This window comes from Ramlibacter agri (assembly GCF_012927085.1).
GTDB classification, from domain to species: domain Bacteria; phylum Pseudomonadota; class Gammaproteobacteria; order Burkholderiales; family Burkholderiaceae_C; genus Ramlibacter; species Ramlibacter agri.
This window is the reverse complement of record NZ_JABBFX010000001.1, coordinates 2,791,766-2,812,786: the sequence shown is the minus strand read 5'-3', so window position 1 is coordinate 2,812,786 and position 21,021 is coordinate 2,791,766. Positions and strand designations below refer to the sequence as shown.

Here is a 21,021-nt window from a genome sequence, read left to right as displayed (position 1 = left end):
CTGCGCCGGGCTCACGCGTGGAGCAAGTCTCCGAGAAACGCCTGCGCCCGCGGGTGCCGCGGCGTGCCGAAGAACTCCGCCGGCGGCGCCACCTCCAGCACCTGGCCTTCGTCCATGAACACCACCCGGTCGGCGACCTGGCGGGCGAAACCCATCTCGTGGGTCACGCAGACCATGGCCATGCCCTCGTGCGCCAGCGCGACCATGGTGTCCAGCACCTCCTTGACCATCTCCGGGTCGAGCGCGGAGGTCGGCTCGTCGAACAGCATCAGCCGCGGCTTCATGCACAGCGCCCGGGCGATGGCCACGCGCTGCTGCTGCCCGCCGGAAAGCTGCGCCGGGTACTTGTGGGCGTGCTCGGCCACGCGCACCCGCGCCAGCAATTCCATGGCCACCGCCTGCGCTTCCTTCAAGGACATGCCGCGCGCGGTGGTGGGCGCCAGCGTGCAGTTCTCCAGCACCGTCATGTGCGGGAACAGGTTGAACTGCTGGAACACCATGCCGACGTTGCGCCGTACCGTCGTCAGATCACCGCCCTCGGGTTTCAAGGCGATGCCGCAGACTTCCAGCGCGCCGGACTGGAAGCTTTCGATGCCGTTGATGCAGCGGATCAGCGAGGACTTGCCGGAGCCGGACGGCCCGCAGACGACGATGCGCTCCTGGTCGGCCACGGCCAGCTCGATGGAACGCAGCGCGTGGTAGCTGCCGTACCACTTGTCCAGGTTGCGGATGCGGAGGATGTCGCTCATGGTGGCGGGGTTCCGGGGCGGCTCGCGTCCAGCCGGCGCTGCAGGTGGGCGCTGTAGGCCGACATGGCGTAGCAGAAGGCGAAGTAGATGAGGGCCACGAACAGGTAGACCTCGGTGCTGAAGCCCTCCACCTGCGGGTCGGCGGTGGCGCGCTTGGCGGCGGTCATCAGGTCGAACAGGCCGATCACCACCACGATGGAGGTGGCCTTGAAGAAGCCGATGAAGACGTTGACGATCGCCGGCAGCACGGTGGCCAGCGCCTGCGGCAGGATGACGCGCGTCGTCGTCACCCAGCGCGACAGGCCCAGGGCCGCCGCGGCCTCGTACTGCCCGAGCGGCAGCGCCTGCAGGCCGCCACGGATCACTTCGGCGAGATACGCCGCGGTGAACAGCGCGAAGGCGACGAACACGCGGAACAGCTTGGACAGGTTCCACTCCGGCGGCAGGAACAGCGGGAACATCACGCTGGCGAGGAACAGCACCGCCAGCAGCGGCACGCTGCGCGCCAGCTCGATGTAGGCCACGGCCAGCGCCTTGCCCACGCCGCCCTTCGCCTGGTGCCGCACCAGCGCCAGCACGATGGCCAGGGGGAAGCCGGCGCTGATGCCCAAGGTGGCCAGGATCAAGGTCACCGGCAGTCCGCCCCACTGGTCGTCGGGCACCCAGGGCAGGCCGAACACGCCGCCCCACATCAGCACGCCGAAGGCCGCGAGCGCCACCGTCCAGGCCGCGGACAGCCGCCAGCCCCAGAAGCGCGGCATGGCCGACACGGCATACATGACGACCAGGATCGCCATCGCGATGCCGGCCCGCCACTGCTGCTCGTAGGGATAGATGCCGAACAGGATCAGCCGCAACTTGTCGCCCACGACCGCCCAGCACGCGCCGACGCCCGGCGCCAGGCAGGCTTGCGAGCCCTGACCGCCGGTGCTGAACATCGCGTGCCTCACGCCCCAAAGCCACAGGTGCCACGCGAGCCACACCGTCGCCGCACCGAGCAGCACGGTGACCACCGCTGAAGCCTTGGTGGCGAAGAACAGCGCCCGGGCCCGCGCCAGCCAGCCCGATGCCGCAGCGGGCGGCGGCCGCGGCGGAATGCGCTCGCCGGCGAGGTAGTTCACCGCAACCCCCAGCGCGCATTGCGGTGCTCGTAGCCATGCATCGCTGCGCTCACCAGCAGGCTCACGACCGCGTAGAAGGCCATCACCACCGCCATCACTTCCACTGCCTGCCCGGTCTCGGTGAGCATGGTGTTGCTGATGGCCATGAAGTCCTGGTAGCCCACGGCCACCGCCAGGGTGCTGTTCTTGAAGATGCCCAGGTATTCGCTGGTCAGCGGCGGCAGCGCCACCCGCAAGGCCTGGGGCAGCACCACGCGGCGCAAGGTCGTGGCGCGCGAGAGGCCCAGCGCCGTCGAGGCCTCCCACTGCCCGCGCTGCAGCGAGCCGACCGCGGCCCGCACGATCTCCGCGATGAAGGCCGCGGTGTACAGCGTGATGCCGATGAACAGCGCCAGGAATTCCGGCGTGACGAACAGGCCCGCATGCACCTCGAAGCCGTCGACCACGGGGTTGAACAGGTAGATGCCGCGATTGGTGGCCAGCACCTGGCCGCCCCAGGCATGCGCGTCCGCCGCTGCCGGCAGCTGCAGGAGGATCCCGTACCAGAGGAAGATGTGCAGCAGCAGCGGCACGTTGCGCATCGCCTCGACGTAGCCGCGGCACAGCAGCCGCGCCAGCGCGTTGGTGGACAGCCGCCCCAGGCCGACGACCACGCCGACGATCGTCGCCGAGAAAATGCCCGCGAAGGTGATCTTCAGGCTGTTCAACGCGCCGGCGACGAAGGCCTTGGCATAGCTGTCCACGCCGGCTTCCACCTTCAGCGGCGAATCGGCCACCGGTGTGCGGGCCGGCTCCCAGAGGAAGCCGAAGCCGGAATGGATGCCGCGCGAGCGCAGGTTCTCGCTCGTCAAGTGGAACATCAGGAACAGCAGGCCGCCGAGGATGGCGAAGGCCATCGCCTGGCGGCCGGCGTCGCGCCAGCGCAGGCTCACTTCACTGCATCGGGAAGGCGTACATCAGGCCGCCGTTCGCAGCCAGCTTGTTGGGGCCGCGCGGCATGCCGCTCTTGCCGAAGGCGCGCTCCCACATCTCGCCATAGTTGCCCACTTGCGAGATCACGTTGACGGCCCAGTCCTTCTCCAGACCCATCGAGGCGCCCAGGTCGCCTTCGACGCCCAGCAGGCGCTTGACGGCGGGGTCGGTGGTCGGGAAGGTCTTGACGTTCGCCTGCGTGATGCCCAGCTCCTCGGCCAGCACCTGCGCGTTCCAGGTGTAGCGCACGATGTCGAACCAGCGGTCGTCGCCCTTGCGCACGGCGCCGGCCAGCGGCTCGCGGCCGTAGGTCTCGGCCAGCAGCACGTGCTCGTCGCCCTGAGCGCCCAGGGTCTGCTTGAAGCTGGCGATGGCGGAGATGTCGTGGAACATCACGTCGCAGCGCTTGGCCAGGTAGGCCTTGCGCATCTGCTCGCCCTCGGCGAAGGTGACGGGCTTGTAGCGGATCTTGATCTTGTCGAAGTATTCGGCGGCCCGCGGCTCGGCGGCGCCGGCCAGCATGCAGACCGTGGCGCCGTTCAACTTGTTCGTGGCCGTCACCTTGGATGCCTTGGGCACCAGGAAGCCCCAGGCATCGTAGAAGTTGACGGCGGCGAACTGCGCACCCGACTTCGTCTCGCGCGTCATCGTCCACGTGAGGTTGGCGTAGGCCACGTCCACCTCGCCCGACTGCAGCGCCACCAGGCGCTGCGCCGGCGTCAGGCTGACGTACTTCACCTTGCTGCCGTCGCCGAAGATGGCGGCGGCGATGGAGCGGCACGAGTCGGCGTCGATGCCGCGCATCACGCCCTGGCTGTCCGGCAGCGAGAAGTTGGCGGAGCTGCCGATGACGCCGCAGGTGAGCACGCCGCGCTGCTTCACCTGCGCCAGCGTCGGCGAGCTCGCGGCGGCGGGCTGCTGCGCGAAGGCACTGCCGGCGAGCAGGGCGATGGCGGCGGCAAGCAGGGGTTTGCGGGGCATGGTGTTCTCCTCGTTCAAGCGTGAATGGCTTCCGCCAGGGCGTCCAGGCACTGGTCGACCTCGGCTTCGGTGTTGTAGAAGTGGGGCGAGAGGCGCACGCCGGCGCCGCGCGCCGAGATGCTGATGCCGCGCTGGGCCAGGCGCGTGCGCGTGGCCTCGCCGTCGGCACAGCGGATCACGTGGATGCCGGCGCATTGCTGCGGCGGCGTCACCAGGTCGAGGCCGCGGCTCCCGGCGCCTTGGCAAAGCTGCGCCGACAGCGCGCGCACGCGCGCGAACACCGTCGGCCAGCCGATGCGCTCGAAGAAGTCCAGGGTCGCGTCCAGCCCGAACAGCCCCGGGTAGTTCATGTGCGCGTACTGCAGCTGGTGCGCGTCGTCGATGTTGGCGTAGCCGCGATACACGCCTTGCATCGCCTCGCGCGCCCGCGGCGAGGTGGCGAGCACGCCGAGGCCGAAGCCGCACAACATCCACTTGAAGAAGGACGACGCATAGATGTCGACGTGCGCGAGGTCCGTGGGCACGGCGCCCAGGGCCTGGATGCCGTCGACCATCAGCAAGGCGCCGCGCGCGTGGCAGGCCTTGCCCATGGCGGCAAGGTCCACCGTGGTGCCGGTGCCGGAATGCGTTTGCGACACCACCAGCAGGCGCGTGCGTTGGTCCAGCGCACCCAACAGCGCCGCCTGCCGGTCTTCCTCGTCTTCGATGCGCACCGTGACGAGTTCAGCGCCCGCACGCCGCGCCTGCTCCCAGATGCGGATGACCGAGGGGAATTCGTCGGCCGCCAGCACGATGCGGTCGCCCGGGCGGAACTGCAGGCTCAGCGCCGCGAGGTTGAGGCCTTCGGTGGTGTTGGAGACGAACGTGAGGTCGCCCGGCTGCACGCCCAGCCAGGCCGCGAGCCGGCCGCGCACCTTCTGGCCCAGCGCCAGCCATTCGGGCCGCGCGTCGATGCCGCGGTTCTTGGCCTGGTCGAAGAAGCGGGCGACGGCCTCGCCCTGCCCGCGCCAGCTGAGGCCGGCGGCGGCCGTGTCCAGGTACACGCGCTCGCGCAGGTACGGGAAGGGTTCGCGCAGATCGGGGACCATGCTCTCTTCGGGTTAAACGCAGTGTTGAAGGATTCAACAAGCCGTTTAAACTGTCAAGACGCGGAAACGAGGGGAGCCCCCATGACAACTCCGGAACAGCGCCTGCAGGCGCTGGGCATCGAACTGCCGGCGCCGCCCAGGCCGGCGGCCAACTACGTGACGGCGGCGCGCAGCGGCCGCATCGTCTTCCTTTCCGGGCAGGGCCCCATGCGCGACGGCGAGGTCGTGTGGCGCGGCAAGGTCGGCGCGGAGCTCACCGAGGAACAGGGTTACCAGGCCGCGCGCCTGACCATCCTGAACTCGCTGGCCATCCTGCGGCAGGAAGCAGGCTCGCTGGACCAGGTGTCGCGCATCCTCAAGCTGCTGGCCTGGGTGCGCTGCGCCGACGGCTTCCAGCGCCAGCACATGGTCGTCAACGGCGCCTCCGACCTGCTGGTGGAGATCTTCGGCGAGCGCGGCCGGCATGCGCGCAGCGCGGTGTCGGCGCACGAACTGCCCTTCGGCATCGCGGTGGAAATCGAGCTGGTCGCGGAGCTCGCCAGCGCCGCATGACGGCGCGCGCGGCGAAGCTGCCGCCCGCCATCGCCGCCGAACGCCGCCAGCTGATGCAGGCGCTCCATCCGGTGGTGCAGATGCTGGGCGGCATCGTCGGCCACCACATCGAGGTGGTGCTGCACGACCTGACCAAGCCCGAAAGTTCCGTCGTTGCCATCGCCAACGGCCACGTGTCGAACCGGCGCCTGGGCAGCTCGATCCTGAGCGGGCCCAAGGAGGACCTCGGCTTCGCGGCCGCGCTGCAGGCGCTCTCGGCGGGCGGCGAGGCGGTGCACTCGGTGATCGAGAGCTATCCCACGCTCACGCGCGCGGGCCAGCGCCTGAAATCATCGACGGTGGTGTTCCGCGACGCCCAGGGCCAGCCCTTCGCGGCCTTGTGCCTCAATGCGGACCTCACGATCATCGAGGCGGCGCACACCTGGCTCGGCCTGCTGCTGAAGCCCAATGGCATCGCGCCCGCGCCGGCCAGCGAAGGCGCGCCCGAGCTCGACCAGTTGATGCAGGAGATCATCGCCGACGCCGTGCGCCGCCTCGGCAAGCCGGTGACCTTGATGAACAAGGAAGAGAAGATCCAGGCCGTCGCCGCGATGATGCAGCGGGGCCTGTTCATCGTGAAAGGCGGCGTGGAGCGCGCGGCCAAGGCGCTGGGCGTGACGCGCTACACGGTCTACAACTACCTGGAAGCGCTGCGCTCGCGCGCCGCCGAACCCAAGCCGCGGGCCCGGCGCCGCTGAACTCAGCTCGCGTAGCAGCCGATTTCCCGCACTTCCTCGGTCGCCGGCTGGATCTCGCAACGCTGCGCGATGCCCTCCTGGAAGGCCCGGAACGCCGGCAGCTCGCGCAACGGGTGCGGCACGCCTGCGGCGATCGCCGCGACGTGCTGGAAGCTCAAGCCGTCGCCGAGCTTCACCACCTGGTAGTGGAAGCCGGGCGGGCGCGCGCTGGCCAGCGCCTGGAACACGCCGCGGACCAGCGCTTCGTGGGCTTCCAGGTGTTCGGGACGCACCTTGTAGCGGACGACGACCGTCCGGGCGGGGTTGGGTGTGGGCATGGCGCTCTCCGTTGGAATCCCCCGGTAGACGTTGCAGCCGTGGCGAAAGGTGCGCGACAGCAAAATAAAACCCTGGCCACCTTGCGCGATCCCGCACCCGGCCAGAATCCGCAGGCCATGGACAGCCCTCCCGTTGAACACGATCTACCCGCCCTGCTGGCCCGGCTGCGCCCGCGCCTGCACCGCTACCTGGCCCGCATGGCCGGTTCGGTGTTCGACGGAGAGGACCTGGTGCAGGAAGTGTGCGTGAAGGTGCTGGCTGCCGGCAGCACACCCGTGCGGAACGGCGAAGGCTGGATCTTCTCGATCGCTCACAACGCCGCCATGGATTTGCTGCGCGGCCGCGCGCGCGAGCGGGAACTGTTCGCGGTCCAGCCCGAGGAGCTTGCCGAAACGACGGAGATCGAGCGCAGGGAAGTCGCTTCGCTGGCCTTGCGCGTGTTCATGCTGCTGCCGGCCTCGCAGCGCAGCGCGGTGCTGCTGGCCGACGTGCTGGAGCATCCGCTGGCGGAAGCGGCCACCGTGGCCGGAGCGACGCTCCCCGCCTTCAAGGCCAGCCTGCACCGCGGCCGCGTGGCCCTGCAAAAGCACCGCGAACTGCCGCCGGAGCCGGACGCGCCGCTCTCGCCCGCGCAACAGCAACTGCTGGAGCTGTATGCCGCGCGCTTCAACGCACGCGACTTCGACGGGCTGCTCGCGCTGATGGCCGCCGACGTGCGCCTCGACCTGGTCGGCCGCCCCGCCCTCCTGGGCCGCGACGCCTTGTCCGTCTACTTCGGCAACTACAGGCGCCTGCAGGGCGCGCGGGCGGCGCCGTGCCTGCTCGAAGGCCGGCCCGCGATCCGGGTCGAACACCTCGATGCGGCCGGCCAGCCGCAGCCTGCATATGCCGTGGCTTTCGAGATCGTGGACGGCAGCATCCGCGCCATGTGCGACTTCCACCATGCCCGCTATGCGATGGAAGGCGTCCGCTGGAGCTAAGTGCCATGGCCCAAGGTCCCATGGCGCCACCTGCCACGCTGCTTAAAGTGCCCATCCACGGTCGGCGCCTGTCGACCTGTAAGCGACCGTATGTGGCGACGCATCCTGAAACACGCGCTCAGCTGGCCCGTGCTGTTGCTGGCCGGGCTGTATGCCGCGTGGCTGCTCTTCGGGTTCTTCGCGGTCGATCCGCTGGCGCGCAGGCTGCTGCCCTGGGCCGGTGACCGCTTCCTGGCCAGCCGCCTCAGCGTGGAGAGGGTGGACTTCAACCCGTTCACGCTGGAACTGCGCGCGCGCGGCCTGGCCCTGGCCGACCCGCAAGGTGCGCCGCTGGCCGGCTTCGACCAGCTGCATGCCAACCTGCAGGTCGACGGCCTGCGCCGCTGGGCCTGGCACCTGCAGGACGTGGAACTGCAGCATCCGCGGCTGAACCTGGAACTGCGGCAAGGCGGCGCGACCAACTGGGACGCGCTGCTGCACCGCCTGCAGGAAAACGCCGGTGCACCTTCGGACTCGATGGTGCGCCTGCTGATCGACCGGATCAAGCTGGCCGACGGCGACATCCTCGTCGTCGATGCCAGCCGACCCGGCACGCCGGTGCGGGCCGCGCTGCAGCCGCTGAACATCGACCTCGATGCGCTGTCCACCTTGCCCAAGGACCGCGGCGCCTACCTGCTCGCGGCACGGCTGCCCGAGCAGGGCGCGACCTTGCGCTGGAAGGGCGAGATCGCGCTGAACCCCTTGAACTCGCGCGGCGAGATTGCGCTGGACGGCGCAAGGGTCGCGAAGCTGATGCAGGCCCTGGGCAGCGTCCGCGCCGAGTCCGCCGGCACGCTCGCCGCCACCGTGCCCTATCGCTTCGAGATGGTGCGCACGGGTCAGCACACGCAGGCAGCGAGCTTCGCCGTCTCCAACGCGCAAATCCTGGTGCGTGACTTCACACTGGCAGCGGCCGGCGGCGGCGAACCGCTGCTGGCCGTGCCCGAAGCGCGCGTCTCGGACCTGTCGCTCGACTCCACGAGCCGGCAACTGCGGATCGGCGCGGTGAACCTCAAGGGCGGCAAGCTGGCCGCCGCGCGCGATGCGCAAGGCGTCATCGACTGGCAGAAGCTGCTGCCCGCCGAGGCCACGGGCGCGGACCAGGACGGCGGCCGGCCGCCCTGGCGCATCGCCGTGCAGGACGTGCACTTCGCGGGCTGGTCGGCGCGCTGGAAGGACGAAGCGTATGTGCGACCCATCGGTGTCGCCGCGGAAGCCATGGACCTGCACGCCACGCTGTCCGGCGACGTCGGCACGACGCTCTCGCTGGCCCTGGGTCCGGTGAACGCCACGGTGGGCCCGGTGCAACTGTCGTCGGCGGGCGAGCCGGTCGCGCAATTGCAGCGCGTGGAACTGAAAGACCTGCGTGTGCAATTGCCCGAGCAGAAGATCAGGGCGGAGTCGCTGGCGCTGGCCGGTGCACGCGCGACGATCAAGCTGGACGCGAAGCAGCGCATCAACTGGGCGGACATCCTGGAACTGCGACCCGGCGAATCGCGCGCCGTGCAGATCCAGGCCTCGGCGCCGCCCGACCTCGAGGTCGCCCGCGTCAGCGCGCAGGACGTGGAGCTGCGCATCGAGGATGCGTCCACCGCCCAGCCCGTCGTGCTCGAACTCGCCGAAGGCCGGCTGGCGACGCAGAACGTCCGCCTCGACCCGAGCCGCGCGTTCCCGCTCGAAGCCGCCTTCGCCGTCCGGCCCGGCGGCCGCATCGACGTGCGCGGCAGCGTGGTGCCGGGCCAGCCCTCGGGCAAGCTGGAACTGCGGCTGGCCGGCCTGCCGCTGAAACCCTTCGCGCCCTACGTCAACCGCTTCGCGCGGCTGAAGCTGGAGTCCGGCAGCGCCAACCTGGACGGCAAGCTGGCCTTCGGTCCTGGCAAGGCCGGACTCGCGGTGACCGGCAACGGCGCCTTCGCCGTCGACGAGCTCGCGATCCGCGAAGAGGACACGGGCGATCCCTTCCTCGGCTGGAAGCAGCTGGCCTCCCAGCACGTGGCTTTCACGACGGCGCCCATGCGGCTGCAGGTGGGCGAGATCGTTGCACGTTCGCCATTCGCCAAGGTGATCATCTTCCCGGACCGCAGCCTCAACCTGCAGCACATCCGGCGCGACGACGGCGCCGCGCCGGCGGCTGCGGCCGCGGCCGCGGCCAGCGATGCCAGTGGCCCCGGCTTCCCGGTGACGGTCGACCGCCTGCGCATCATCGACGGCAGCGGCGAATTCGCGGACCTGTCGCTCACGCCGCAGTTCGGCACCAAGATGCACGAACTCGATGGCGTGGTCGCCGGGTTGACCACGGACCCGTCCGCCACCGCGCAGGTCGAACTCGATGGCAAGGTGGACGACTACGGCTCCGTGCGCGTGCGCGGCTCGGTCCAGCCCTTCCACGCGACCGACGCCACCGACATCGCACTCGCCTTCCGCAACCTGGAGATGGCACGCCTCACGCCCTACTCCGGCAAGTTCGCCGGGCGCCGCATCGAATCCGGCAAGCTGTCGGTGGACCTGGAATACAAGATCCAGCACCGGCAGCTGGCGGGCGCCAACAAGTTCGTGGTGAACCGCCTGAAGCTGGGCGAGCGGGTGGACAGCCCCGATGCGATGAAGCTGCCGCTGGACCTGGCCATCGCGCTGCTGCAGGACAGCGACGGCGTGATCGACGTCGACCTGCCCGTGCGCGGCAGCCTGGACGATCCGCAATTCAGCTACGGCGCCGTCGTCTGGAAGGCCATTGTCAACGTGCTGACCAAGATCGTCACGGCGCCGTTCCGCGCGCTGGGCTCCCTGCTCGGCGCGGATTCGGAAAAGTTCGAAAAGGTGGGCTTCGACCCGGGCAGCAGCGCGCTGGCGCCGCCCGAGCAGGAGAAGCTGAAGCTGCTGGCCCAGGCGCTGCAGAAGCGCCCGGCGCTGACGGTCAGCATCCAGCCTGGCTACGACCCCGCGGCCGACCGCCGCGCCTTGCAGGAGGACGCGATGCGGCGCGCGGCGGCCGAAGCTTCCGGCCTGCGCGTCGAAGCCGGGCAGGACCCGGGGCCCGTGGACGTGAACCTGTACAAGGTGCAGACGTGGCTGGAAGACCGCTATGCGGCGCAGGCCGGCAAGGACGACTACGAGAAGCTGCGCGCCGGCTACAAGGATGCCGAAGGCAAGAAGGGCGTCATGGACACGCAGGTCGTCGAGCGCCTGGGGCGCCACTTCGGCAACCGCGACAGCGGGCCGCCTTCCGCCTTCCACGCCGAACTGTTGGAGCGCCTGACGAAGCAGGTGCCGGTGGCAGACAGCGCGCTGGTAGCGCTGGCCAACGCACGCGCCGCGACGCTGCGCGAAGCCGTCGTCCAGCAGGGGCTGGATGCGCAGCGCGTGACGGTGGGCGAACCGGCGCAGCAGGCCATGCAGGACAAGCAGGTCGCCACCGTCCTGGCGCTGGGCGCGGGTGCAGCCGCGCCCGCGCAGCAGCCGGTGGCCTGGCAGCGCGCCAGCGCCGACCAGGCTCGCCCGCGCCGGCGGCGACCGCCTACTTCGAGCCCGAACCCGAACCGGTTCCGCCGCCGGGGCTGACTGCGGCCGGGTTGCCCGACTTGTTCGCGTCGGTGCTGTTCTTCGTTTCGCTCATGTTGCCGGACGAGGCGCCCATGGCGCGATTGCCGTACATGTTGGAGCACGCGGACAGCGCGATCGCGGCGAAGGCAATGGCAAGAAGCTTGGTCATGTTGGGTTGAAGCTGGATCGGCCGCCTCGGCTCCGGCGGTGTGAAGGCGGCCTCAGGCCACCAACGCATTACGCGCAAGCCGCACGGCTCGCCCTGTCGGCCGGCACAGGACGTGGAAGCAGGTCCGCGTCCGTCGTGCGGGTGCTGCCCGTCCTACCTCGAGCGCGGCCGGCAGCGGCCGCTTGCGGCTTCAGGGCTGCATCTGCGCCGCGTTGTACACGTGGCGGGTGGCCAGCAGCGAAGCGAGTTCCGCATCGCCGTCGATCACGGCGCGCAGGATCGCCGCGTGCTCTTCCCAGTTCTGCTTGCCGCGGCCGCTGTTCAGCGGCGAGAACAGCAAGGCCGTGCGGTCCCGCAGCGAACGCATGATGTCGCGCAGCACCGAGTTGGCGGCGATGTTGGCCAGCGCGTCGTGGAAGCGCTGGTTCAGCCGCATCAAGGTCAGCGTGTCGCCGGTCTCGGCCAGCCGCACGCCTTCGGACAGGATGCTCTGGAGCTCCTCGATCTTGGCAGCGTCGTGGCGCTTGGCGGCCAGCTTGGCGTTGAGGCCTTCCAGCGTGGCGCGCACTTCGACCAGCTCGCGGACCTGCTCCTCGCTGAACTGGGTGACGGCGGCGCCGCGGCGCGGCTCGATGGTCACCAGGCCTTCGGACGCGAGCTGGCGCAAGGCCTCGCGCACCGGCATGCGCGACACGCCGAGTTCCTCGGACAGCTTGCCTTCGACCAGGCGGTCGCCACCGGCGGCCGCGCCGCTGAGGATGCGGTCGCGCAACGTGTCCACCACCATGCGGGTCAGCGGCGAGTGGCTTTCGCCCAGCGTGCGTTCGGGAATCGGCAGGTCCATGCTGGGGGGATTTTATGCGGCGACGGCTTCCTGGCCGTTCGCGGTGATGCGCTGCCAGGCCAGGCCGGCGAGCGCCACGTCCTGCAGGCCGACACCGACGGCCTTGTAGATCGTGATTTCTTCCGCGCCGGCCCGGCCGGGCTTCAAGCCGCTCACCACCTCGGCGAGGTCCGCCATCTTGTCCGGCGCCAGGCAGCCGGGGCCGGCCTGGGCCAGGTCGCCTGCTTCGCGCAAGGTCTGCGGCGACCAGTCCATCACGATACGCGAGGCGCGGCGCAAGGCCGTGTCATCGAGCTCGCGCGTGCCGGGCAGGCTGGAGCCGATCGCCGCGACGAAGGTACCGGGCGCCAGCGCCGCGCCGTCGAAGAGGGGCTGCGTGGAGCGCGAAGCGGTCACCACGATGTCGGCGTTGTCGACGGCGGCCGCTGCATCGGTCATGCGCACGCGCACGCCGCAGTCGGCCTCCAGGCGCGCGGCGACGTCGGCCGGCGCATAGGGATCGACCACGCGGATCTCCTCCAGCGGGAAAGCGCGGGAAAACTGCATGGCGTGGGCCTGCCCCTGCACGCCGGCGCCGAACAAGGCGAGCCGGCGCGAATCGGGCCGCGCCAATCGGCGCGCCGCGATCACCGAGCAGGCGGCGGTGCGCAGCCGGGTGATGGCGTTCGCTTCGAGCGAGGCGAGCGGCCGACCGCTTTCGGCGGAGAACAGCAGGATGACGAAATCGAACTGGCCCTTGATCGTCGTGTAGACCTTGGCGCCGGCGAAGCCCTGGTCCGGCAACACCGCACCCATGGTGGACACCTTGACGCCGCCGGCCTCGGTGCGGATGCGTTCCTGCATCGCGCCGCGGCCGGCGCCGAAGCTGCGCAAGGCTTCCAGCAGGGCCTGCTGGGCGTCCGCCGGGGCGACGGCGGCGTCGATCATCGAATCCGTGATGTGCAGCATGGAGGTTCAGGCTTGGGAATGCAGAAGGCCTTGCGCCAGCACGGCCAGGGCACTGAAGGTGGCCAGCGTCAGCAGCACGCGCCGCACGCCGGTGCGCGACATGCGCCGCGCCAGCGGCCCCGAGGCGAAGAAGCCGGCCGCCATCCAGGGCAGCAGCAGCACGCCGATGAGGAGATTGTGCGCGTCGGTCTTGCCGGCCGCGGCCAGCGCCAGCAGTGACATCACCGAGCCGATGAAGAACACGCAACCCAGCGTCGCGCGCAGCGGCGCCGGCTGCAGGTCCTGCAGCGCGATGGCGAGCGGCGGAGCGCCCGCGGAAGTGATCGTGCCCATGAGCCCGGAGGCGACGCCGGCGGCGGAACTGGCGGCAGGCGTCACGCGCACCACCCAGCCCTGCACGCTCAAGGCCACGCCACCGAGGATCAGCAGTGCGAACACCACCGACAGCGTCGGCCCCGAAAGCACCTGCAAGACCGCGGTGGCAAGCGCCGCGCCGAGCGCGCGGCCCACCAGCGTATAGCCGGCCGTGCCCCACTCGATCGCCTTGAATTCGCGCAGGCCCGCCAGCAGCGCCAGCGGGCAGCCCAGCGCCAGCAGCGGGCCGGGAACGAGTTCGGGAAACAGCAGCAGCGCGATCGGCGCGCAGAACATCGAGAAGCCCAGCCCGCCCACGCCCTGCAGGCAGGCGCCGCCGAAGACCAGGAGGCCCATGGCTGCATAGCGGCCGGCGTCCAGGGCCGGCGGCCACAGCGCGGAGAACAGGGATGCGTCGGTCACCAGGTCACCGCGACGTCGCCGAGCACGAAGGTCTGGCAGGCCATGCGGTAGCCTTCCGCCAGCTGCTCTTCGCTCAGGTGCTTGCGCTCCTTCGCCTTGACGGTGTCGGTGTTCTCCCGGCCCAGCACGATGCGGCACTTGCAGGTGCCGCACACGCCGCCGCCGCACTTGAAGGGAATGCCGCCCTGCTCGCGCAGCGACACCCGCAACAGGTTGCTGTTGTAGGGCGCGGTCACCTGGCGCTCGCCCTTGGGAACGAAGGTGACGTGCACGTGCGTGGGCGGCGCCGCCGGTTCGGGCGGGGCTTCGACGAGGGGCTGGCGCAGCAGGCGCGCATCGAGGTCGCCGAAGTGCGTGAGTTCCTCGAGTTCGGCGCGCGCGGCCTCCAGCGTGTCGAAGCGAGGCAGGAACTTGGACGGCACGCTGTTCACGGTGCCGCCCTCGCCCTCCTCCACGATGCGCACGCGGCCCGGCGCCTGCAGTTCGGCGATCACGAAGCGCGAGAGCAACCGGCCGCTGAAGACGTAGTCGTACTGCTCGCGCGGCGCGAAGCCCGCGCCGGGTTCGCTGCGGTATTGGCCCGGCTTGCTGGTCAGGATCACGTACATCGGTTTCCCCTCGTCAGGCGGCGGCGGCTTGCGGTTCCTGCACGAGCTCGATGTCGTGCTCCAGCCAGAGTTGGCACACCAGGCGGAAGCCCTGCTCCAGGCGCTCGCCCAGCTGCTTCTTCTCCTTCCAGTTCGGCGGCGGCAGGTGCTCGCCGCCGGCGAGCACGCGGCAGGCGCAGGTCGCGCACTTGCCCATGCCGCACTGGAAGCTGAGGTTCGGATAGGGGAACTGCTTGATGCCGGCCCGCACCACGAGGTTGGTGTTGGGCTTGACCTCCTCGCGGAAGACCTGGCCGTGCTTGTGGAAGGTGACGAAGGGCATGGGGTTTGCCTTTTGAGATCTTGGGCTATAGTATACCGTTATGTCCTCGAACAGAGTTCGCACCCCTACTCTGAGGCCATAGTGATTACCCGGAATTGAACTTCTCCCATTTTGGGATACCGTATACCGCAATTACAGATCAAACCTTGATCCACCTCAGGAGAACCGCATGCCCGAACTCATGAACCGCGACCAGTTCCGCGCCGCCCTGGAGCGCGCCATCCAGGGAAAGAGCGCCAACAAGTCGCCCTTCAGCATCGCCTGGGCCACCGGCCGCCTCAGCCGGGCCCACCTGGCGCGCTGGGCCGAGAACCACTACCACTACGTCGGCCCCTTCGCCGACTACCTGGCCTACATCTACGCCCGCACGCCGGACACGCTGACCGAAGCCAAGGACTTCCTGCTGTCCAACATGTACGAAGAAGAGATCGGCGGCGACCGCCACACCGACCTGCTGATCCGCTTCGCCGAAGCCTGCGGCACCACGCGCGAGCGCGTCGTCGACCCGGACAACATGTCGCCCACCACGCGCGGCCTGCAAAGCTGGTGCTACGCGGTCGCGATGCGCGAAGACCCGGTCGTGGCCGTCGCCGGCCTGGTGGTCGGCCTGGAATCGCAGGTGCCTTCGATCTACCGCAAGCAGACGCCGACGCTGCGCGACAAGTACCGGTTCAGCGACGAGGAAGTCGAGTTCTTCGACCTGCACATCGTGTCCGACGAGATCCACGGTGAGCGCGGCTACCAGATCGTGCTGCAGCATGCGACCACGGTGGAACTGCAGCAGCGCTGCCTGAAGATCTGCGAAGTGGGCGCCCAGATGCGCCTGCTGTACACGACGGCGCTGTACAACGACTACGTCGCCAGCGAGATCCCGCTCGCCGAGTTGCTGGCCGCCGACAGCAAGCCCGCCCCTGCCCTGGCCACGGCCTGAGGAACGCGCCCTCGTGACCGAGTACCGCAACTTCATCGCCGGGGAGTGGTGCGCCGCCGCCTCCGGCCAGTCCTTCGAGCGCCGCAACCCGGCCGACGAGCGCGAGCTGGTGGGCCGCTTCGCAGCCTCCGATGCGCGGGATGTGCAGGCCGCGATCAGCTCCGCGTCCGCCGCCTTTCCCGCCTGGCGTGCACTCGCGCCTGCCAAGCGCGCGCAGGTGCTGACCCGCGCCGCGGCCTGGCTCGATGCACACGCCGCCGACCTCGCCCGCGACCTGACGCGCGAGATGGGCAAGCCGCTGGCGCTGGCGCAGGACGAAATCGCCCGCACCGCGCAGACCTTCCGCTTCTACGCGGTGGAAGGCCAGACCCACACCGGCGAGACCTTTCCCTCGGACGATCCCGACATGGTGGTCTACAGCCAGCGCGAACCGCTGGGCGTGGTGGCCGTCATTTCGCCGTGGAACTTTCCGGCCTCGATCCCGGCGCGCAAGATCGCGCCGGCCCTGATCACCGGCAACACCGTAGTGTTCAAGCCCTCGTCCGATGCGCCGCTGACCGGCGTGCATCTGGCCGAGGCCCTGGCCGCGGGCGGTGCACCGGCGGGCGTGCTGAACCTGGTGACCGGCCGCGCGGGCGACGTCGGCTCCGCGTTGACCGCCGCACCTGAAGTGCGCGCCGTCACCTTCACCGGCTCCACCGCCGCGGGCGAGCAGATCCACCGCAGCGTCGCCTTCACCACCCGCACGCAGATGGAGCTGGGTGGCAAAAACCCGCTGATCGTGATGGAAGACGCCGACCTGGACCAGGCCGTCGACCTGGCCGTCAAGGGCGGCTTCTCGCTGACCGGCCAGGCCTGCACCGGCACCAGCCGCATCCTCGTCGTGAAGCAGGTGCGCGCTGCGTTCGTCGAGAAACTGCTTGCCCGCATGGCGAAGCTGAAGATCGCCAACGGCTTGCAAGCCGGCGTCGACCTCGGCCCGCTCGCTACCCGCAAGCAGTACGAAACGGTGCTGCGCTACCTGGAAATCGGCAAGCAGGAAGCGAAGCTGGCCGCCGGCGGCCGCGCCCTCACCGGCCCGGACCACGAGCATGGCTTCTTCGTCGAGCCGGCGGTATTCACCGACGTCTCGCCGCACGCGCGGATCGCGCAGGAGGAGATCTTCGGTCCCGTCCTGGCAGTGATCGACGTCGACGGCTACCAGGACGCGATCGCGAAAGCCAACGACACGCCTTACGGCCTGTCGGCCGCCATCGCCACGCGCAACCCGCGCTACGTGCATGACTTCTGCCGCGACATCCAGTCCGGCACGGTGAAGGTGAACCGCACGACCACCGGCAACCTCACCAACGCGCCCTTCGGCGGCTACAAGGCCAGCAGCAGCTCGGGCTTCCGCGAGTCGGGCCGCGTCGGCCTCGACTTCTTCACCCAGACCAAGACGGTCTACCGCGCCTTCTGAGGACAGCGACATGAAGAAAGCCATCAAGCTCGAACTGGCCGAAGCCCTGCACATGGCGCAGGCGGCCGTGCGCAAGGCGGAGGAAATCGGCGTGCGCGAATCGGTGTGCATCGTCGACGAGGGCGGCCACCCGCTGGCGCTGCAACGCATGGACGGCGGGCGCATCACCGGCCCGCAGATCGCCTGGAACAAGGCCTTCACCGCCAGCGGCCACAAGCGCTCGACCCATTTGTTCACCCGCGCGCCGGATGGCCCGGCGCTGCCTGGCAACGAAGCCTTCGGCATCCAGCTCAGTTTCGAGGGGCGCTTCGCCGCTTTCGTCGGCGGCTACCCGATCGTCGTCAACGGCGAGGTGATCGGCGGCATCGGCCTCAGCGGCGGCAACGGCGAGCAGGACACGCAGTGCGGCGTGGCCGGCCTGCAGGCGCTACGCGAGCTGCTGGAGCCGCAGGGTTACGACGTCCTGGTGCAGGCGGACATCAAGAAATGAGCCACCGCATCAGCGTGCAGGAAACCGGCGCTGCCTTCAGGGCGCTGCCGGGCGAGCCGCTGCTGGAGGCCGCGACCCGCCAGGGCGTAGGCCTGCCCCACGAGTGCACCTTCGGCGGCTGCGGCACCTGCCGCATCAAGCTGCTCCAGGGCCGCGTGGACTACGAGGAAATGCCCCTGGCGCTGGCGCCCGAGGAAGCCGAGGCCGGCTACGCGCTGGCCTGCCAGGCGCGGGCCTGCAGCGACCTCGTGATCAGCGTGGAGCGCGACGATGCGCCGCCGGCCGAACGCCGGCAGGCCGTCGTGCGCAGCGTGCGGCCGTGGTCGCCCGACGTCGCCAGCCTGCAGCTGGAGATCGAGGGCGGCGCGCTGCAGTACCGCCCGGGGCAGTACATGAACGTGCTGCTGGAGTCCGGCGTGCACCGCAGCTTCTCGATGGCTTCGGCCCCCGCGGGCAACCGCGTCGACTTCCACGTGCGGCGCATTCCCGGCGGCCGCTTCACCGACGCCGCCTTGCAGCAGCTGGCCGCGGGCGAGCGCCTGGACGTGGAGATCCCGCTGGGCCGCTTCCGCTACCACGAGGAGGACTACCGTCCGCTGGTGATGGCGGCCACCGGCACCGGCCTGGCGCCCCTCAAGAGCATGCTGGAAGCGCTGATGGACGACGCGGACTGTCCGCCCGTGTCGCTGTACTGGGGTGGCCGCACCGAGGCCGACCTCTACCTCGCACACGAGATCCGCGCCTGGGGCGAACGCCTGTACGAATTCGATTTCGTGCCGGTCCTGTCGCGTCCGCACGCAGGCTGGACCGGCCGGCGCGGCTACGTGCAGGACGCCGTGGCCGCGGACTTCCCGGACCTGTCCGAGCACGCGATCTACCTGTGCGGCTCGCCGACGATGATCGGCGCGGCCAAGCACCGCTTCCTGGAGCTCGGCGCCAGCGCCGGGCATGTGTATGTCGACGGCTTCACCTTCCAGCCCGAAGCCGTCGCGTGAATCCTGTGCAACCATGGGCCTGAGAGAGCCCGGCAATCGAAGGAGACAAAGGTGAAAGCGATCAACAAGATCATGGGCGCCGTGCTGGCCCTGGGTGCGCTGGCCGCGGCGACGCCGGCCCTGGCGGAGTATCCCGAGCGGCCGGTGCGCGTGGTGGTGACCACCGTGCCCGGGCCGCTGGACGCGTTCGCGCGGGTGGTGGTGAAGCAGGTTTCGGAAAAGCTGAAGCAGCCCTTCATCGTCGACAACCGCGCGGGAGCGGGCGGCAACGTCGGCGCCGACATCGTGGCCAAGGCGCCGGCGGACGGCTACACCATCCTGTTCGCGCTGGACACGACGCTGACGGTGAACCCGTCGCTGTACGACAAGATGCCGTTCGACGTGAACAAGGACCTCGCCATCATCAGCGTGCCGGTCACCTACAGCCAGATGCTGGCCGTGGGCCCGAACGTGAAGGCGAACTCGCTGGCCGACCTGGTGCAGCTGGCGAAGACGCAGAAGATGTCCTATGCCTCCGGCGGCAACGGCTCGCCCAGCCACCTGACGATGGCGGCCTTCCTGGCCACGGCAGGCCTGGACATGACGCACGTTCCCTACAAGGGCACGGGCGCCTCGGTGGTCGACGTGATGGGCGGCCAGGTGGACAGCGTCTTCGCAGTGGTCAGCGGCATCTGGCCGCAGGCCAAGGCGGGCAAGCTGAAGCCGCTGGCCGTCTCGGGCAACGTCCGCTCGCCTTCCGCGCCGGACGTTCCCACCGTCGCCGAACTGGGCTACCCGGGCTTCAACGCCAGCTTCGCCTACGTGATCGCGGCTCCGGCGAACACGCCGAAGGAAATCCTGCAGTTGCTGACCCGCGAAGTGCAGGCCGCGATGGCCAGCAAGGAAGTGCAGGACCTGGACCACCAGGCCGACTACTCGCCCACCGGCCTGTCCCCCGAAGCCTCGGCCACCTGGATCCGCGACATGCGCAAGCGCTGGAGCGAGGTGATCACCAAGGCGAAGATCTCCGCCAACTAGGCGGAAGGCGGTGGCCCGGCGGAGCGCCGGGCCATGGCCAGCCAGCTGCCCGCCGGCAGGTCCCAGCGCTGCTCGATTTCGACGGCCCGCGCCGCCAGCACTTCTTCTGGCGGCATTTCGCCGCAATGCGCGATGACCACCACGTTGCCGGCTTCGGTCGGCGGGAACTGCCAGACCGCACGCGGTTGGAGTCCCTGGCGGATGCGGGCGACGCTGGCCCGCACGTCGAGGCCCCGGCCGACCAGGTTCACGGCGACGGTCCCGCCATCCCGCAGCGCGCCGCGGCAATCGGCGTAGAAGGCCTCGGAGTCCAGCGCGGGTTTATCCACGGACGCGTCATAGGCGTCGACCTGCACCACGTCGAAGCCGCGCTCTTTCGCGATGAAGTCGGCGGCATCGGCATGCACCACGCGCAGGCCGGCGCCGTCCGGCGGCAGCATGAAATGTTCGCGGCAGGCCGCGATCACTTCCGCTTCGATCTCCACGGCGGTCGCCTCCACGCCCAGCACGCGGTAGGCGAACTTGGTCAGCGAGCCGGCGCCCAGCCCCAGAGTCACCAGGTGCTGCTCGCGCAGCGACGCCAGATCGTGGAACAGCAGCCACGCCGACATGCGCAGCGCGTACTCCATTTCCAGCCGGTCCGGCGCGTCCAGGCGCATCGCGCCCTGGCACCAGTGCGTGCCGAAGCGCATGACGCGCAGGCCTTCCGCCTCGGAGATCTCCAGGTCCACGCCGCTTCAGTCGCGCAGCACCAGCCCGATGCCCAGCAGCGCGAACACGCCGCCGCAAGCCTGGTTGAAGCGCCGGCCGGCGCGGGCCAGCCAGCGCTTGATGCGGTGCGCCGCGAACGCGACGATGAACTCGTAGGTGATCTCGGTCACCGCGAAGGTCCCGGCCATGATGGCGAACTGCAGCCACAGGTCGCGCTTCGGGTCGATGAAGTGCGGCAGGAAGGCCGCGAAGAACAGGATGCCCTTGGGGTTGGTCGCCGCCGACAGGAAGCCCTGGCGGAACAACCTGGCCCGCGACGCGCCGCCCACCAGCGCCGCCATCGACATGGCCATCGGCGGCGAGCGCCACAGCTGGACACCCAGCCACACCAGGTAGACGCCGCCCACGAGCTTCAGCACCGTCAGCCACATCAGCGAGGCCTGCAGCAGCGCGCCGATCCCGAACATCGACAGGGCGATCAGCACCATGAAGCCCAGAGCGCCGCCCAGGATCGTGTACGCCGTCATGCGATGGCCGTACATGGCCCCGTGCGTCAGCGCCAGCAGCCCGTTGGGGCCGGGCGAAAGCGACAGCGCCAGTGCGGCCGCCAGGTACACCAGCCAGGTGTGGAGGTCCATGTCGGGTCCTTGGGGAAGAACCTGCATGATACGAA

Annotated in this window: 23 protein-coding genes and 1 pseudogene; 9 read left to right on the top strand and 15 right to left on the bottom strand. The window is 69.8% G+C overall.

Features of this window, described 5'->3' with window-relative positions; all coding sequences use genetic code 11:
- Positions 1-11: 11 nt before the first annotated feature.
- From HHL11_RS13675 to HHL11_RS13655, 5 genes are read right to left on the bottom strand one after another with little or no spacing between them, the layout of a single operon-like run.
- A complete protein-coding gene (locus HHL11_RS13675; RefSeq protein ID WP_169418904.1) occupies positions 12-749 on the bottom strand; it encodes an amino acid ABC transporter ATP-binding protein in 738 nt (245 codons plus the stop codon).
- The gene (locus HHL11_RS34835; RefSeq protein ID WP_169418903.1) at positions 746-1,870 is read right to left on the bottom strand and encodes an ABC transporter permease subunit; all 1,125 of its coding nucleotides are present in this window, start codon (positions 1,868-1,870) and stop codon (positions 746-748) included. The genes HHL11_RS13675 and HHL11_RS34835 overlap by 4 nt, the downstream gene beginning before the upstream one ends.
- On the bottom strand, positions 1,867-2,802 hold the full coding sequence (locus HHL11_RS13665) for an ABC transporter permease subunit (RefSeq protein ID WP_169418902.1): 936 nt from the start codon (positions 2,800-2,802) through the stop codon (positions 1,867-1,869). Before HHL11_RS13665 ends, HHL11_RS34835 begins: the two co-directional genes overlap by 4 nt.
- Position 2,803: 1 nt before the next feature.
- A complete protein-coding gene (locus HHL11_RS13660; protein WP_169418901.1) occupies positions 2,804-3,823 on the bottom strand; it encodes an amino acid ABC transporter substrate-binding protein in 1,020 nt (339 codons plus the stop codon).
- 14 nt (positions 3,824-3,837) lie between these two features.
- Positions 3,838-4,911, bottom strand: a complete 1,074-nt coding sequence (locus HHL11_RS13655) for an aminotransferase class V-fold PLP-dependent enzyme (protein WP_169418900.1) — start codon at positions 4,909-4,911, stop codon at positions 3,838-3,840.
- An 81-nt stretch (positions 4,912-4,992) separates the two neighbouring features.
- On the opposite strand from HHL11_RS13655, the gene HHL11_RS13650 reads away from it, so the two are divergent.
- Both HHL11_RS13650 and HHL11_RS13645 read left to right on the top strand, forming a co-directional pair.
- Entirely contained in the window at positions 4,993-5,463 is a 471-nt protein-coding gene (locus tag HHL11_RS13650) for a RidA family protein (RefSeq protein ID WP_169418899.1), read from the top strand.
- A complete protein-coding gene (locus tag HHL11_RS13645; protein WP_169418898.1) occupies positions 5,460-6,200 on the top strand; it encodes a helix-turn-helix transcriptional regulator in 741 nt (246 codons plus the stop codon). The genes HHL11_RS13650 and HHL11_RS13645 overlap by 4 nt, the downstream gene beginning before the upstream one ends.
- 2 nt (positions 6,201-6,202) lie before the next feature.
- On the opposite strand, the gene HHL11_RS13640 is transcribed toward HHL11_RS13645, so the two are convergent.
- The gene (locus HHL11_RS13640; protein ID WP_169418897.1) at positions 6,203-6,517 is read right to left on the bottom strand and encodes a putative antibiotic biosynthesis monooxygenase; all 315 of its coding nucleotides are present in this window, start codon (positions 6,515-6,517) and stop codon (positions 6,203-6,205) included.
- A 117-nt stretch (positions 6,518-6,634) separates the two neighbouring features.
- On the opposite strand from HHL11_RS13640, the gene HHL11_RS13635 reads away from it, so the two are divergent.
- Together HHL11_RS13635 and HHL11_RS13630 are read left to right on the top strand one after the other, a co-directional pair.
- A complete protein-coding gene (locus HHL11_RS13635) occupies positions 6,635-7,498 on the top strand; it encodes an RNA polymerase sigma factor (protein ID WP_169418896.1) in 864 nt (287 codons plus the stop codon).
- Positions 7,499-7,588: 90 nt separating this feature from the next.
- On the top strand, positions 7,589-11,095 hold the full coding sequence (locus HHL11_RS13630; protein ID WP_169418895.1) for a DUF748 domain-containing protein: 3,507 nt from the start codon (positions 7,589-7,591) through the stop codon (positions 11,093-11,095).
- On the opposite strand, the gene HHL11_RS13625 is transcribed toward HHL11_RS13630, so the two are convergent.
- The 7 genes and pseudogenes from HHL11_RS13625 to HHL11_RS13595 all read right to left on the bottom strand — a co-directional run bounded on the left by HHL11_RS13625 (position 11,052) and on the right by HHL11_RS13595 (position 14,745).
- Entirely contained in the window at positions 11,052-11,246 is a 195-nt protein-coding gene (locus HHL11_RS13625; protein ID WP_169418894.1) for a hypothetical protein, read from the bottom strand. The genes HHL11_RS13630 and HHL11_RS13625 overlap by 44 nt on opposite strands.
- Before the next feature lie 190 nt (positions 11,247-11,436).
- Positions 11,437-12,090 carry a GntR family transcriptional regulator gene (locus tag HHL11_RS13620; RefSeq protein ID WP_169418893.1) on the bottom strand — a complete coding sequence of 218 codons (654 nt, stop codon included), beginning with the start codon at positions 12,088-12,090 and terminating at the stop codon, positions 11,437-11,439.
- Between the two features lie 12 nt (positions 12,091-12,102).
- Entirely contained in the window at positions 12,103-13,038 is a 936-nt protein-coding gene (locus HHL11_RS13615) for an ornithine cyclodeaminase family protein (protein WP_169418892.1), read from the bottom strand.
- A 6-nt stretch (positions 13,039-13,044) separates the two neighbouring features.
- A complete protein-coding gene (locus tag HHL11_RS13610) occupies positions 13,045-13,815 on the bottom strand; it encodes a sulfite exporter TauE/SafE family protein (protein WP_342593215.1) in 771 nt (256 codons plus the stop codon).
- The gene (locus HHL11_RS13605) at positions 13,812-14,087 is read right to left on the bottom strand and encodes a 2Fe-2S iron-sulfur cluster-binding protein (RefSeq protein ID WP_169420042.1); all 276 of its coding nucleotides are present in this window, start codon (positions 14,085-14,087) and stop codon (positions 13,812-13,814) included. Before HHL11_RS13605 ends, HHL11_RS13610 begins: the two co-directional genes overlap by 4 nt.
- 45 nt (positions 14,088-14,132) lie before the next feature.
- Positions 14,133-14,423 (bottom strand): annotated as a pseudogene (locus HHL11_RS13600) (ferredoxin); the annotation flags it as partial.
- Positions 14,424-14,436: 13 nt separating this feature from the next.
- Positions 14,437-14,745: a 2Fe-2S iron-sulfur cluster-binding protein gene (locus HHL11_RS13595; protein WP_169418891.1), complete on the bottom strand. Its 309-nt coding sequence runs from the start codon at positions 14,743-14,745 to the stop codon at positions 14,437-14,439.
- Between the two features lie 169 nt (positions 14,746-14,914).
- On the opposite strand from HHL11_RS13595, the gene HHL11_RS13590 reads away from it, so the two are divergent.
- From HHL11_RS13590 to HHL11_RS13570, 5 genes are read left to right on the top strand one after another with little or no spacing between them, the layout of a single operon-like run.
- Positions 14,915-15,676: an iron-containing redox enzyme family protein gene (locus HHL11_RS13590; protein ID WP_169418890.1), complete on the top strand. Its 762-nt coding sequence runs from the start codon at positions 14,915-14,917 to the stop codon at positions 15,674-15,676.
- 13 nt (positions 15,677-15,689) lie between these two features.
- The gene (locus HHL11_RS13585; RefSeq protein ID WP_169418889.1) at positions 15,690-17,135 is read left to right on the top strand and encodes an aldehyde dehydrogenase family protein; all 1,446 of its coding nucleotides are present in this window, start codon (positions 15,690-15,692) and stop codon (positions 17,133-17,135) included.
- Between the two features lie 10 nt (positions 17,136-17,145).
- Complete coding sequence (locus HHL11_RS13580; RefSeq protein ID WP_169418888.1) at positions 17,146-17,625, top strand: GlcG/HbpS family heme-binding protein; 480 nt, start codon at positions 17,146-17,148, stop codon at positions 17,623-17,625.
- Positions 17,622-18,620, top strand: coding sequence for a 2Fe-2S iron-sulfur cluster-binding protein (locus HHL11_RS13575; protein WP_169418887.1), 999 nt, complete (start codon positions 17,622-17,624; stop codon positions 18,618-18,620). The genes HHL11_RS13580 and HHL11_RS13575 overlap by 4 nt, the downstream gene beginning before the upstream one ends.
- 51 nt (positions 18,621-18,671) lie before the next feature.
- Complete coding sequence (locus HHL11_RS13570) at positions 18,672-19,637, top strand: tripartite tricarboxylate transporter substrate-binding protein (RefSeq protein ID WP_169418886.1); 966 nt, start codon at positions 18,672-18,674, stop codon at positions 19,635-19,637.
- On the opposite strand, the gene HHL11_RS13565 is transcribed toward HHL11_RS13570, so the two are convergent.
- Positions 19,634-20,368, bottom strand: a complete 735-nt coding sequence (locus HHL11_RS13565) for a methyltransferase domain-containing protein (protein ID WP_169418885.1) — start codon at positions 20,366-20,368, stop codon at positions 19,634-19,636. The two genes, HHL11_RS13570 and HHL11_RS13565, sit on opposite strands and share 4 nt — an antisense overlap.
- 6 nt (positions 20,369-20,374) lie before the next feature.
- Positions 20,375-20,986 carry a LysE family translocator gene (locus HHL11_RS13560; protein ID WP_169418884.1) on the bottom strand — a complete coding sequence of 204 codons (612 nt, stop codon included), beginning with the start codon at positions 20,984-20,986 and terminating at the stop codon, positions 20,375-20,377.
- Between the last annotated feature and the right edge of the window lie 35 nt (positions 20,987-21,021).

Coding starts and splice junctions, on each gene's coding strand:
- HHL11_RS13580 (WP_169418888.1), top strand. CDS start 17,146: ATGAAGAAAGCCATCAAGCTCGAACTGGCCGAAGCCCTGCACATGGCG.
- HHL11_RS13660 (WP_169418901.1), bottom strand. CDS start 3,823: ATGCCCCGCAAACCCCTGCTTGCCGCCGCCATCGCCCTGCTCGCCGGC.
- HHL11_RS13650 (WP_169418899.1), top strand. CDS start 4,993: ATGACAACTCCGGAACAGCGCCTGCAGGCGCTGGGCATCGAACTGCCG.
- HHL11_RS13560 (WP_169418884.1), bottom strand. CDS start 20,986: ATGGACCTCCACACCTGGCTGGTGTACCTGGCGGCCGCACTGGCGCTG.
- HHL11_RS13635 (WP_169418896.1), top strand. CDS start 6,635: ATGGACAGCCCTCCCGTTGAACACGATCTACCCGCCCTGCTGGCCCGG.
- HHL11_RS13640 (WP_169418897.1), bottom strand. CDS start 6,517: ATGCCCACACCCAACCCCGCCCGGACGGTCGTCGTCCGCTACAAGGTG.
- HHL11_RS13590 (WP_169418890.1), top strand. CDS start 14,915: ATGCCCGAACTCATGAACCGCGACCAGTTCCGCGCCGCCCTGGAGCGC.
- HHL11_RS13645 (WP_169418898.1), top strand. CDS start 5,460: ATGACGGCGCGCGCGGCGAAGCTGCCGCCCGCCATCGCCGCCGAACGC.
- HHL11_RS13675 (WP_169418904.1), bottom strand. CDS start 749: ATGAGCGACATCCTCCGCATCCGCAACCTGGACAAGTGGTACGGCAGC.
- HHL11_RS13630 (WP_169418895.1), top strand. CDS start 7,589: ATGTGGCGACGCATCCTGAAACACGCGCTCAGCTGGCCCGTGCTGTTG.
- HHL11_RS13655 (WP_169418900.1), bottom strand. CDS start 4,911: ATGGTCCCCGATCTGCGCGAACCCTTCCCGTACCTGCGCGAGCGCGTG.
- HHL11_RS13575 (WP_169418887.1), top strand. CDS start 17,622: ATGAGCCACCGCATCAGCGTGCAGGAAACCGGCGCTGCCTTCAGGGCG.
- HHL11_RS13595 (WP_169418891.1), bottom strand. CDS start 14,745: ATGCCCTTCGTCACCTTCCACAAGCACGGCCAGGTCTTCCGCGAGGAG.
- HHL11_RS13625 (WP_169418894.1), bottom strand. CDS start 11,246: ATGACCAAGCTTCTTGCCATTGCCTTCGCCGCGATCGCGCTGTCCGCG.
- HHL11_RS13620 (WP_169418893.1), bottom strand. CDS start 12,090: ATGGACCTGCCGATTCCCGAACGCACGCTGGGCGAAAGCCACTCGCCG.
- HHL11_RS13615 (WP_169418892.1), bottom strand. CDS start 13,038: ATGCTGCACATCACGGATTCGATGATCGACGCCGCCGTCGCCCCGGCG.